Source organism: Enterobacter sp. Taxon_2, assembly GCF_058355295.1.
Window position 1 is genome coordinate 4,053,823 of the sequence record NZ_CM178024.1, and the last position, 12,319, is coordinate 4,066,141.

General features: G+C 57.3%; 9 protein-coding genes. 4 read left to right on the forward strand and 5 right to left on the reverse strand.

Going from position 1 to position 12,319, the window contains the following annotated elements; all coding sequences use genetic code 11:
- Positions 1-161: 161 nt before the first annotated feature.
- Entirely contained in the window at positions 162-689 is a 528-nt protein-coding gene (locus tag AC4IC4_RS19205) for a LuxR family transcriptional regulator (protein WP_491472840.1), read from the reverse strand.
- Positions 690-1,361: 672 nt separating this feature from the next.
- On the opposite strand from AC4IC4_RS19205, the gene pgaA reads away from it, so the two are divergent.
- From pgaA to pgaD, 4 genes are read left to right on the forward strand one after another with little or no spacing between them, the layout of a single operon-like run.
- Positions 1,362-3,800: a poly-beta-1,6 N-acetyl-D-glucosamine export porin PgaA gene (pgaA, locus tag AC4IC4_RS19210; RefSeq protein WP_491471711.1), complete on the forward strand. Its 2,439-nt coding sequence runs from the start codon at positions 1,362-1,364 to the stop codon at positions 3,798-3,800.
- Positions 3,801-3,808: 8 nt separating this feature from the next.
- Entirely contained in the window at positions 3,809-5,746 is a 1,938-nt protein-coding gene (gene pgaB, locus AC4IC4_RS19215) for a poly-beta-1,6-N-acetyl-D-glucosamine N-deacetylase PgaB (RefSeq protein ID WP_491471712.1), read from the forward strand.
- On the forward strand, positions 5,739-7,070 hold the full coding sequence (pgaC, locus tag AC4IC4_RS19220; protein ID WP_491471713.1) for a poly-beta-1,6-N-acetyl-D-glucosamine synthase: 1,332 nt from the start codon (positions 5,739-5,741) through the stop codon (positions 7,068-7,070). Before pgaB ends, pgaC begins: the two co-directional genes overlap by 8 nt.
- Positions 7,067-7,501 (forward strand): poly-beta-1,6-N-acetyl-D-glucosamine biosynthesis protein PgaD, encoded by a 435-nt coding sequence (pgaD, locus tag AC4IC4_RS19225; protein WP_032650232.1) that lies wholly within the window; start codon positions 7,067-7,069, stop codon positions 7,499-7,501. Before pgaC ends, pgaD begins: the two co-directional genes overlap by 4 nt.
- A gap of 52 nt (positions 7,502-7,553) precedes the next feature.
- Here pgaD and gss read toward each other — a convergent pair whose 3' ends face one another.
- The 4 genes from gss to AC4IC4_RS19245 all read right to left on the reverse strand — a co-directional run bounded on the left by gss (position 7,554) and on the right by AC4IC4_RS19245 (position 12,317).
- Entirely contained in the window at positions 7,554-9,416 is a 1,863-nt protein-coding gene (gene gss, locus AC4IC4_RS19230; protein ID WP_061714481.1) for a bifunctional glutathionylspermidine amidase/synthase, read from the reverse strand.
- A 111-nt stretch (positions 9,417-9,527) separates the two neighbouring features.
- A complete protein-coding gene (locus AC4IC4_RS19235; protein WP_491471714.1) occupies positions 9,528-10,505 on the reverse strand; it encodes an ABC transporter ATP-binding protein in 978 nt (325 codons plus the stop codon).
- Positions 10,502-11,479 (reverse strand): ABC transporter ATP-binding protein, encoded by a 978-nt coding sequence (locus tag AC4IC4_RS19240; RefSeq protein ID WP_491471715.1) that lies wholly within the window; start codon positions 11,477-11,479, stop codon positions 10,502-10,504. The genes AC4IC4_RS19235 and AC4IC4_RS19240 overlap by 4 nt, the downstream gene beginning before the upstream one ends.
- Entirely contained in the window at positions 11,472-12,317 is an 846-nt protein-coding gene (locus tag AC4IC4_RS19245; RefSeq protein ID WP_021242100.1) for an ABC transporter permease, read from the reverse strand. Before AC4IC4_RS19245 ends, AC4IC4_RS19240 begins: the two co-directional genes overlap by 8 nt.
- Between the last annotated feature and the right edge of the window lie 2 nt (positions 12,318-12,319).

A 12,319-nucleotide genomic window follows, 5' to 3' on the forward strand; every position in this document is an offset into this window, starting at 1 on the left:
CGTTTGGATTGATAATGTCCTGCGCGACTTTACAACGTACATTACAACAATGTTTAGCGGAAAAATGTGGAAATAATGCGGGTTCCCATAAAGAAAATAACTGTCTACTTCATAAAAAACCCGCCCTCGTGGCGGTTTTTTGCTTTTGTTCTCTCCCCACTCTAGGGATCGTTCCCACCTGCGTCCAGCAGTTTGTTTTTAAAGATAAACAAACACGCCTCATTAAAGTTCTCCGCCCCCAGCCGTTCCGAGAGCGCCGTCCGTTTGCGATAGAGGCTTTTCACCGACGTATTCAGCTCGCCTGCAATCTCCTCCATTGACATCCCTGCCCTCAGCAACCGCAACATGATCGTTTCATGTGTGCTCAGCCGTAAATTCAGCAGCCACTTCGTGGTCAGGCGTCGGCCCTTCATATTAAGCACCAGGTTAAACAGCGAGGCCATATCCGGCGCCGTCAGCGACGTATTCATAAACAGCTTCATACTGAGCAGATTCTCCTCGCGGTGACGCATATCAAGCATAACGCAGCAGATCGTTTTTCTCGTTCTGGCCGGATGGCGTATCAGGTAATCATATAAACGGAGCGGACAACGACTATCAATCAATACAGAATATTCATCTGCACCGTTATCAAATATGTTTCTGTCAATCGAATCGAGCAGGATAATATCCGGAAAAAATATCCGCATGCCCCTGACAAGGTAGCGATCCTGAGTCACTAACACTATTGAAGTTGCCACTAACCATCCCTTTTAGATTAAAGCAAGAACGATCCTGCGAAAAGAAGACCGCCTTCGTTTTATAGCGCCGTTATATTAACGATAAATGTATTCTGGCTTTGGACATCCCTCAATACACACATTGATGAGTAAGACTTCCTGTAGACTATCATTCAATGGCTGCCATTAATTATAAATAAAAAACAATCGCAGAAAAGTCACTTCTCTAAACATTAAGAATTTTTGTCATGAAACTTCCCAAACATGCACCAGAAAGTACTTTAATTGAGGCAGATATGCGTCATTAAAAATATATACAAAACTGTCACAATAAAAATAAAATCATTTTATTTCAGTTAGTTACGATTAAGACCTCAATTCAAAATAATCATTAAAACCTGCTCGCTCCAGAATTATCTCAAAACTACTCAGCCGCTTTTCAGCATATTTATCCGGCAACATATCAGGTGTACATTACCTCCCATCCAGTCTACTGAGATGAGGATCCATAATTACCTTTAAGTAAGTACCCCGTAACATCACTGCATTCAGATTTAATGTTCTCATTTATGGCCTTTTACGCTGAGCTTAAAGGCGGCCGTGTTATGCAATGGATTCATGATAAACAAATGGCAAATAGATATGGAAAGATCACTTAGCTTCAGTACATTATTCTTTTATCGCACCCCAACATTATTGTTTCTGTTATTACTCTTTCCTGTTCTGGTTCAGGCTACGGAATCCGTTTATGAACAACAGATTCAACAGGCGCGTAACGGTAATTACACGTCGTTTCTCGATTATCTTCAGCGTTATCAGCAGCAGCATGCCCTGACGCCTGAAAACGTCGCGGACTGGTTACAGGTGGCGGCCTGGGCAGGTCATGATGACGAGGTTATACAGGTCTGGCAGCGCTACAGCATTTATATGCCGCTGCCCGCCCGCGGCGTTGCGGCTGTCGCGCAATCCAGGCGAAATCAAAAGGCGTGGCAGCCAGCCCTGGCGCTCTGGGAAAAGGCGCGCAGCCTTGCGCCGGATAACGACGATTATCGTATCGGCTATATCAAAACCCTGGCCGATGCCCGCAAAGATACGCTTGCCCTGCAGGAAGCCCGGCGGCTGGTGGCGGAAAATCCCTCTCAGGCGCATCTTCAGACGCTGGCATATGTCTGGTTACGCCAGAGAAAAAGCTGGGATCGGCTCTTAGCAGACACGCGAGCGCTGAATATCGCACCTGAGAATAAAACGCTCCTCAGGGAGCTGATTGATGCACTAACGGATAACCGGGTCAATACCCCCGCGCTCCTTCTTTCACAAAAGGTGGCGCTGTCCCCCGCGGAGCGTCGTCGCCTTGAGCTGAATGCCGCAGCCGAAAGCGTTCGCCTTGCCGATGTACCTGGCCGAACAGAAAAGGAGCGCCTGCAGCTTGCGCAATCTGCGCTGAATCGTTACGGCGCGCTGCTTGCTCGCTGGCAACGCGAGCCGCAGGCGGCGGAAGACATCATCCTTGCGCGTATCGACCGGCTCGGCGCGCTGTACGCCCATGGTGATTACCCGCGGGTCATCAGCGAATATCAGGATCTGACGGCAGCCCAGCATCCGGTGCCGGGCTGGGCAATCGGCTGGGTGATCTCCGCGTATCTGCAGGAGAAAAACGCGGCTGCCGCCTTCGCGCTTCTGCAACGCTATCCGCAATACGCTTCCGACCCGCAGGATGAGGAGCACGCGCTTTTCTACGCCTGGCTGGATACGGGAGAGTATCCCTCCGCCCGCCGGTATGCAGAGCGCCAGACCCGCAACGTCCCCTGGACCCGCTACGATTTCGGCTCCCCTACCCCTCAGCCTAACGATCTGTGGCTTACCGGGCAGTCGCTCCGTTTTAACTATTTGCTGGCGACGAATGCCCTGCCGGAAGCCGAAAAGCTGGCGCACCATCTGGCGACAACGGCGCCGGGCAATCAGGGCTTACAGATTGACTACGCCACGCTGCTTCAGGCGCGGGGTCTGCCGCGCGCGGCCGAGCAAACGCTGAAAATGGCGGAGGCGCTGGAGCCCTCGAATCTGGAACTTGAGCAGCAGCAGGCTTACGTCGCCATGGATCTGCAGGAGTGGCGGCAGATGGATTTACTGGCCGACGACGTCATCACCCGCACGCCCGTCGATCGCAGCGCAAGGCGTCTGGACAGGCTACGCACCGTCCACCATATGTCCGAACTGCGCCTCAACGCGAGCAAGGGCTTGCACTCCGATAACCCCGTCAGCGGGACGCACGACCTCAACTGGGACGCCACGCTCTATGGCCCGCCCGTAGCGGATAACTGGCGGCTGTTTGCCGGCACCCGCTATGCGCAGAGTAATTTCGAAGAAGGCAAAGGCACCAGCCGTCACCTGTTGGGCGGCGTCGAATGGCGACCACGCGACCTCCAGCTCGAAGCCGAGCTCTCCAGCAACCGCTATCACGGGGCAAACAAGCCGGGCGCTCGCCTCTCAACCTCGTACGTTCTGACGGATAACTGGCAGGTCAGCGGCAGCCTTGAACGCCTGTCGCGCACCACACCCCTGCGGGCGTTACGCAACGGGATCAGCGCCAACCGGGGTGAAGGCGGGGTGCGCTGGTATCAAAACGAGCGCCGTGAGTACCAGTTCAGCGCCGCCCTCAGCCGCTTCTCAGACCATAACCGCCGTCAGGAATACACCCTCACGGGTAAGGAGCGTCTCTGGCAGACCCCGTCCCTGACGCTGGATCTCGAACCAGGGATCGCCGCCAGTAAAAACAGCCTGCACGACACGCTCTATTACAACCCGGCGCGGGATCTCTCCGTGACGGCCGCCCTGTCCATCGACCATGAAATGTATCGCCATTACGACACCCTCTGGACCCAGCAGTTCGTGGCGGGTGGCGGCGGCTACTGGCAGAAAAATCAGTCCGCTGGCGCCATCACCCTGCTGGGTTACGGACAACGCGTTCAGTGGAACAACGTCATGGACACCGGCGTGATGCTGAACTGGGACAAGCGCCCTTACGACGGCAAACGCGAAAGCAACCTCTCCGTCACGTTTGATGCGACTTTACGCTTTTAAGGATGATGATGATGAACACACGTTTTTCCGTGAGCCTGATACTCATCGGCTGGCTCTGCCTCAGCGCGAGCGTCTGCGCGCAGGCATTTTCGTTTATTGCGCCCAACGCGCGGCCACAGCTGGAGGCGAGCAAACCCTGGCCGCAGAACCAGTTTCTGGTACTGGCCTACCACGACGTCGAAGACGATGCCGCCGATCAGCGCTACCTCTCCGTGCGTACCAGCGCGCTAAACGAGCAGATAAGCTGGCTGCTGCACAACGGCTATCACGTCATCAGCGTGCAGGACATTCTCGATGCCCATGACGGGAAAAAAACGCTGCCGCCCAAAGCCGTTCTGCTCAGCTTTGATGACGGCTATAGCAGTTTTTACACCCGCGTCTGGCCACTGCTTCAGGCGTGGAACGTTCCTGCGCTGTGGGCACCGGTGGGCAGCTGGGTGGATACGCCGGAAAATCAAAAAGTTAACTTCGGCGGTCTGATGACGCCCCGCGATCGCTTCGCGACGTGGGACATGGTGCGCGAGCTCAGCCAGTCCCCGCTGATTGAGATTGGATCGCATACCTGGGCCTCGCATTACGGCATTCCGGCCAACCCGCAGGGCAGCCGCGAACCGGCGATCGCCAATCGCTTTTATGATAAAGCCACGGGCCGCTATGAAACCGACCAACAGTTCAACCAGCGGATCGGCGATGACGTTCGTAAAGTGACTGAAAAAATCACGCAGGTGACGGGCAAGGCGCCGCGCGCCTGGGTCTGGCCCTACGGCGCTGCTAACGGTACGTCGCTTGCGATCGCCAGACAGCAGGGTTATCAGCTGGCCTTTACCCTTGAAGACGGGCTGGGGAACGTGCAGGAACTGGGGAACATCCCTCGTCTGCTGATCGCCGGTAATCCCTCCCTTAAGGCGTTTGCCAGTACGGTAAGCCAGGTTCAGGAGCGCGAGCCCGTGCGCGTCATGCACGTCGATCTCGACTACGTTTACGATCCCGATCCGGCCCAGCAGACCCAAAATATCAACAGGCTGATCCAGCGGGTCTACGACATGAAAATCAGCCATGTTTTCCTGCAGGCGTTTGCCGACCCGCAGGGCGACGGCAGGATCAAAGCGCTCTATTTTCCCAACCGTCGGCTACCGGTCCGGGCCGATCTCTTTAATTTTGTCTCCTGGCAGCTGCAAACCCGCGCGGGCGTGAAAGTCTTCGCGTGGATGCCGGTGCTCTCGTTCGATCTCGATCCTGCTCTGCCGCGCGTGCAGCGCCGGGATCGCCAGACAGGCCAGCTGAGCGAGGCCACCGAGCCCTATATCCGGCTCTCCCCGTGGAACCCGCAGGTGCGCCAGCAAGTGACGGACATCTATGAAGATCTGTCCCGCTATGCCAGCTTCAATGGGATTTTGTTCCATGACGATGCGGTGCTGACGGACGTGGACGATGCCGGGCAGGACACGACTCGCCAGAAGAGCCAACTGCTTATCGGGTTTACCCACGCCCTGAGCCTGGCGGTGAAGCATATCCGTGGCCCGCAGATAAAAACCGCGCGCAACATGTTCGCCTTACCCATTCTGCAACCCGAAAGCGAGGCGTGGTTCGCGCAGAATCTTGACGATTTTCTGGCGGAGTATGACTGGACGGTGCCGATGGCCATGCCGTTGATGGAGTCCGTCCCGGTAGACGAAAGCGATGCCTGGCTGACGCGTCTGGTTAAAGCGGTCGCCACGCGTCCCGGCGCACTCGATAAAACCATTTTCGAGCTGCAGGCCAGAGACTGGGATAAGCAACCGCCGCGCGCCGTTTCCGACAGCCAGCTGGCACAGTGGATGCGCGTGCTCCAGCTGAACGGCGTCAAAAACTACGGCTACTACCCCGATGATTTCATCAACAACCAACCTGATATCTCACGTATCAGGCCTGTATTTTCTTCGTACTGGTATCCTGACAATGACTGATCGCATTATCGCCTTTTCTATTTTATGTCTGGTATTCGGGTTGCCGTTAGGCGTGGCCGCCCTCTTTACCGGCGAGCTGATTCTGGATTTTGTGTTCTTCTGGCCGCTGTTCATGTCGGTGCTCTGGATAACCGGCGGCCTCTATTTCTGGTTTCAGCTTGAACGCCACTGGTCGTGGGATAAAGAGACGCCCGCGCCGACGCTCGCCGGTGAGCCGCTCATCTCCATTCTGATCCCCTGCTTTAACGAGGGACGAAATGCCCGGGAGACCATCAGCGCCGCGCTGGATCAGCGGTATGAAAATATAGAAGTTATCGCCATCAACGACGGCTCCTCTGACAACACGGCGGAGATATTGCAGGCTCTGGCGCAGGAGCAGCCGCGCCTGCGGGTGATTAACCTCGCGGAAAACCAGGGGAAGGCGCTGGCGCTCAAAGCCGGGGCAGCGGCGGCCCGGGGCGATCTGCTGGTCTGCATTGACGGTGACGCCCTGCTCGATCGCGATACGGCAGCGTATCTGGTGGCACCGCTGATTCAGTATCCCCACGTTGGGGCAGTCACCGGGAATCCGCGTATTCGCACGCGTTCCACGCTGATTGGTCGCATCCAGGTGGGCGAGTTCTCATCGATTATTGGGCTCATCAAACGGACGCAGCGGATCTATGGCCGGGTCTTTACCGTCTCGGGCGTCATCGCCGCCTTTCGCCGACAGGCGCTGGCGGACGTCGGGTACTGGAGCCCGGATATGATCACCGAAGACATCGACATCAGCTGGAAGCTCCAGCTGCGCCACTGGGATATCTTTTTCGAGCCGCGGGCGCTGTGCTGGATCCTGATGCCGGAGACGCTCAAGGGCCTGTGGAAACAGCGTCTGCGCTGGGCCCAGGGCGGCGCGGAGGTGTTTCTGGTCAACCTTCGCAGGATTGTGCGCTGGGAACATCACCGCATGTGGCCCCTGTTTCTTGAGTATGCCCTGTCAACGCTGTGGGCCTTCGCGTACGCGATGACGGTGCTGTTATTTATCCTCAGCCATATCGCCCCTGTTCCTGCCAGGCTGACCGTGGAGAGCCTCTTTCCACCGGAGTTTACCGGGCTGCTGCTGGGGGTGATGTGCCTCCTGCAGTTCCTGGTCAGTTTGTACATCGAGCGACGCTATGAACGGAAGGTGGCCAGCTCGCTTTTCTGGGTGATCTGGTTCCCGATGGTGTACTGGATGATTGGCCTGTTCACCACCCTCGTCGCATTTCCAAAAGTCATGCTTAAACGCCAGCGCGCCCGCGCGCGCTGGATCAGTCCGGACCGGGGAAAAGGAAGCATTCAATGAACGAAAATACCTTAATTCTGACCGAACATCGGCTGTTGCCACGTGTTTTCGATGCCGCGTTAACGCTGGTGGCGTGGGGAGGCTTTCTGTTTTTCCTGTATGCCCGGCTCTGGATGCAGCTCACCGATGAGAGCGACCACCGCTGGGGCGTCATTATTGCGTCCTTTAATACGGTGTTGATCTATTTACTGTTCGCCGCGCTCAATGGCTGGCTGCTGATTTTGTGGTATCAGTACAACCGCCGCCGCGCCCACGTGAGGCGGCGTCAGCCGGGCTATTTTCACCAGGAGGAGCTGGCCCGCAGCTTTAATGTCTCACCGCAGATCATCTCCGAGATGAGCCAGTACAACCTGCTGACGGTCTATCATGACCAGATTGGCCGCATCATCGATCTGAAGATCAGCGAGCAGCTGGAAGAGGAAGAACAGTAACGAAAAGCCCCCGCAGAATGCCCAGCGGGGGCTTTTTTATTGCGGGTAATAACTACTTATCTTTAACCACAATCAGCGGCTCGATATCACTCTCTTTCTTCACCACCAGCGAGTCATCGCCGCGCAGGCAGGTTCCGCCGTAGTTCCCGCCCACGGTGAAGGTGCAGACCTGAATGTACTTGCCGTCGACCTTCGGCAGGCACCACAGCTGCTGGTAGATGTTTTTACGATCGACAAACTTGCCGCTGGATTTATCCAGCAGTTCGTCCTGGGCGCTGATCAGGTCGATATTGCTGCCGCAGCGTCCGGCAATCGGCTTGACGGCATAGCCGGTCTGCTTCAGCAGATCGTTAACCTCAAAATCGGTGTCGAGCAGGTAACGGTGGTTCGGGAACAGCTGCCACAGTACCGGGAGAATCGCCTTGTTGCCGGGAATGACGGTCCACAGCGGTTCAAAGACCAGCACCTCCGGGCGCAGTAAGACGTCAATCAGGCGCACTTCGCCTTCAGGATGTCCGGTGCGGATCGGCACGGCGGCGTATTCGGTTTCGCTGACCTCGCGGATCTGCTCTATCGCCGTTTCCCACGCCCAGGTTTTCCACACGCAGTTGACGTGGCGACCTTCGTCGTCAATCAGCTGTCCGGCGGCATCCCAGCTCAGCGCCCCCAGCCCGTGCAGGATTTTGGTTTCAAACCCGGCCTGCATCAGCGAACGCTGGATAAAGAGCGCGTGATAGTCCTCTTCGACATCGTTGTCCTGCATGATGTGGACAAACGGCCGCGCGTGGCTGTGCTTCCAGGCGCCGGTCAGCTCTTCCAGCAGCCCTTCCGCCGGGTTATGCCCGTTGCCGCGATAGCCGTTTTTCACCCACTCTTCGAGAATCAGCCCACCCTCGGTATGGCAGGACGCGGAGTCGGCGTTGTACTCGTAGACCTTGATGCCGCGCTCATCCATGCAGAAATCCATACGACCGGTGATCATATGGTGACGACGCCACTGCCAGGAGAGGCGCAGGCGCGGCCAGAGGATTTTCGGGATGTCGAAAAGCGCCAGCAGACTGTCGTCTTTCAGCACCTTGTCCGTGGCGTGCAGGTACATCAGGTGCAGTTCGTTGGTGGCCTTGATCAGCTCCTGCTCGGCGCTTTCGGTAATGGTGAAGTACTGGCAGGGATCTTTGTTGATCACATGGCCGTTGGCGCGGATATACGCCTGCTGCAATGCGTCATTTTCGTTAAGCCATTTTCCGTCGAACTGACGCCTGTTTTTCAGCCGCGCGCCGCTGATTTTCAGCAGTTCGCCGTCGATTTCCGGCTGGGGAATGCTGTGTTCCGTGTCGTCGGTCTGGATCATCCAGCCGAGGATCTCCGTGTCGTTGAAAGTGTCATGGATCGTATAACACCCGTTCTCCACGCTCAGACGCAGCTCGCGCGTCCACTGCTGCCCGAGCGGCAGCGGAGAGTGAATCACGTTCTGCTCGGCGATACGCACCTTATCGTCCAGAAGCTGGGTGATCACCGCCACGTGGCCGGTCTCGTGAAACTCGCCACCCTTTTGCCAGATCAGCAGCGCCCCGGCCCGCGGCGCGCGTTTTGAGCCATTGGCAAAAGCCTGAAGGGGCAGGATGTTATCGTTCACCACCTGACGCAAAAAGCGCAGGGAGAAGATTTCCCACGCCATGCCAACGTCGGTAAACACGAAGCCATAGTTGAGAAACAGGAAACGGCGGGCAAACTCAACGCACTGCCACTTGTGGCCCATGTATTCGTTGCCAATGTAGCTGCGAAAATCCGCGTCTTGCGGGTAGTTGCGCGGGTCCAGACTGCCGTAATTTGAAGAGTAAATCGCCACGCCACCGGGCGCATAGCCTAACAATGTCCCGAATGGCGCATCACTGCTTAACTTTCCTTTACGCATGTATCCAACCTAAAACAGGCAGGCGGCAATTTTTTTAAGGGTTGTCGTCGTCTGCACGTTGTAATTAACCTGACAGAGGGGCATTTATCATACACCTGCGTGGGGCATTAATTACACGTTAAACAACCAGCACGCCGCGAAATGCCCTGGCGCAATCTCCTGCATCGCAGGCTCCTGCGTCTGGCAAACCGGCATGGCGTGCGGGCAGCGGCTGCAGAACTTACAGCCCGGCAGCGCGGACGTGGGGCCTGGAATGTCGCCGCGCAGGGTGGCGTCTTCGAGATTGCGGATGCGCGGATCGGGCCGGGGAACCGCCGCCAGCAGCGCGCGGGTGTAGGGGTGCGCGGGACGCTGATACAGTTCATTCGCCGGGGCCATCTCCACCAGTTTACCGAGATACATCACCCCAATGCGGCTGGAGATATGGCGCACCATGGAGAGATCGTGGGCGATGAACAGATAGGTCAGCCCCAGCTCCTGCTGCAGATCCTGCAAAATATTCACCACCTGCGCCTGCACCGAGACGTCCAGCGCAGAAAGCGGTTCATCGCACAGCACGAATTCAGGATGCACGGACAACGCGCGGGCAATACTGATGCGCTGGCGCTGCCCGCCGCTGAACTCATGCGGGAACCGCTCAAGGTGCTCCTGCTTAAGCCCCACTTTGTAGAGCAGCGTTTCCGTCCGTTCCCGCTGTTCTTCGCGGCTGTAGCCGTGGATCTGCATCGGCTCGGCCACCAGCTGTCGTACCGTCATGCCCGGGTTAAGCGAGGAGTAAGGATCCTGAAAAATCGCCTGCATCCGCTTACGCAGCGGCTTGAGCTCTTTTTCGCGGGCGTGAGCGATCGCCTGCCCGGCAAAGTGGATCTCGCCAGAGGTAATATCGAAAAGGAGCAGGATGGCGCGCCCGAGGGTGGATTTCCCACAGCCGGACTCTCCCACCAGGCCAAACGTCTCACCGGGCTGAATATCAAAGCTCACGCCATCAACCGCCTTCACGGCCACGCCTTTACGCAGCAAACCACCGTTAAGCTGATAATGTTTGCGCAGATCGCGAACGCTCACTAATGGCGCCTGTTGTTCACTCATGCCTGAATCTCCTTATCGGCCCATAGCCAGCAGGCGGCGCGATGGTCCTCTCCGGTGGTGTAAAATGCGGGCTGCCGTTCACACTGGGGAATGCGTTTCGGGCAGCGTTCGGCGAACGGACAGCCCGGCGGCGGGTTAAGCAGGCCGGGCGGCGCGCCTTCGATGGGCGATAAGCGCTGATTAACCTCATCCGGGCGCGGCAGCGAGGCCAGCAGACCCTGGGTGTAAGGATGCGCAGGGCGATAAAAAATGTCCTCCACGCTCCCCTCCTCCATCACCAGCCCGCCGTACATCACCACCACGCGGCTGCAGACCTGCGCCACCACGCCGAGATCGTGGGTGATCAGCAGAATCGCGGTTTGGGTCCGCTGTTGCAGGCTTTTCAGCAGACGCAGGATCTGCGCCTGAATGGTCACGTCCAGCGCGGTGGTTGGCTCATCGGCAATAAGAAGCTTCGGGTTGCAGGAGAGCGCAATCGCGATCATCACCCGCTGGCGCATCCCGCCGCTGAACTCGTGGGGATACTGATCGTATCGGCGTTCAGCCTCGGCAATGCCCACCTGTTCCAGCATGGCGATAGCCGCCGCTTTGGCCGCTTTTTTGGTCAGTCCTTTATTGCGCATCAGGATCTCCGCCATCTGTTTGCCGATGGTCAGCACCGGGTTCAGGGCGGTCATCGGATCCTGGAAAATCATCGCGATCTCGTTGCCGCGAATGGCGCGCATCTGCTCAGGGGTTTTCTGCGCCAGATCGTCATTCTGGAAGCGGATGCTGCCGCCGGTTATCCGTCCGTTGTTCCCCAGAAGCTGAATGATCGACTTACAGGTGACGCTTTTCCCGCAGCCCGACTCACCGACGATGCCGACAAGTTCGCCCGGCTGCACCTGAAAGCTCACACCGCGCACCGCGTGAACCTCGCCCTCGCGGGTGCGGAAGGTGGTTTGCAGGTTCTCAAGCGCTAATAAGTTACTCATCGCGATTCGCTCCTGGCTCAAAGGCGGTACGAAACACATCGCCCAGCACGTTAAAGCTGAACACCGTCAGCAGGATCAAAATGCCGGGGAACATCGCCAGCCACGACGCTTCGCCAATATACGACTGGGCGTTGTTGAGCATGCTTCCCCACGATGCCGCAGGCGCCTGCACGCCCAGCCCTAAGAAGCTGAGCGTCGACTCCATCAGAATGGCCGAGGCGATATTGAGCGTGGCGGCCACGATAATGGTCGGCAGCACGCCGGGAATAATGTGGCGCACGATAATGCGCAGCGGGTTTTCCCCCGACGCGCGGGCATAAAGCACATACTCGCGCTCTTTCACCGATAAGGTTTCTGCGCGCACCAGCCGCGACATGTTCATCCACGTCAGCAGGCTGATGATCAGAATGATGTTATCCACGCCCGGCTTGAGGTAAGCATTCACCACCAGCAGCAGGAAGAAGGCCGGAATGGCCATCAGGATATCCACGGCGCGCATCATCAGGTTATCCAGCCAGCCGCCAAAATAGCCGCTCACCGTTCCTACCACCGTGCCGATAAGCGTGGAAAAGAGCATGGCGAGAAAACCGACCATCAGGGAGATCTGGCCGCCATACAGCGCGCGGGTGAAGTAGTCGCGGCCATACTCGTCGGTGCCGAACCAGTGCGCGGCATCCGGCGGTAGCGTGCGTGCGCCGAGCGCCATCCGATCCGGATCGTACGGACTTAGGCCCGCACAGAGTGCGGCGACAACGAAAATAAAAAGCACAAACAGGGAGAACTGCGCCGGACGGTTGCGGCGCAGCTGGTGACGAACCTGCTGCCAGCGTCTGCTCATCC

What these genes read in the sequence shown, in the direction of transcription:
- AC4IC4_RS19245 (WP_021242100.1), bottom strand. Translation starts at nt 12,317, where the DNA reads ATGAGCAGACGCTGGCAGCAGGTTCGTCACCAGCTGCGCCGCAACCGT.
- AC4IC4_RS19205 (WP_491472840.1), bottom strand. Translation starts at nt 689, where the DNA reads ATGCGGATATTTTTTCCGGATATTATCCTGCTCGATTCGATTGACAGA.
- pgaD (WP_032650232.1), top strand. Translation starts at nt 7,067, where the DNA reads ATGAACGAAAATACCTTAATTCTGACCGAACATCGGCTGTTGCCACGT.
- gss (WP_061714481.1), bottom strand. Translation starts at nt 9,416, where the DNA reads ATGCGTAAAGGAAAGTTAAGCAGTGATGCGCCATTCGGGACATTGTTA.
- AC4IC4_RS19235 (WP_491471714.1), bottom strand. Translation starts at nt 10,505, where the DNA reads ATGAGTGAACAACAGGCGCCATTAGTGAGCGTTCGCGATCTGCGCAAA.
- pgaB (WP_491471712.1), top strand. Translation starts at nt 3,809, where the DNA reads ATGATGAACACACGTTTTTCCGTGAGCCTGATACTCATCGGCTGGCTC.
- pgaA (WP_491471711.1), top strand. Translation starts at nt 1,362, where the DNA reads ATGGAAAGATCACTTAGCTTCAGTACATTATTCTTTTATCGCACCCCA.
- AC4IC4_RS19240 (WP_491471715.1), bottom strand. Translation starts at nt 11,479, where the DNA reads ATGAGTAACTTATTAGCGCTTGAGAACCTGCAAACCACCTTCCGCACC.
- pgaC (WP_491471713.1), top strand. Translation starts at nt 5,739, where the DNA reads ATGACTGATCGCATTATCGCCTTTTCTATTTTATGTCTGGTATTCGGG.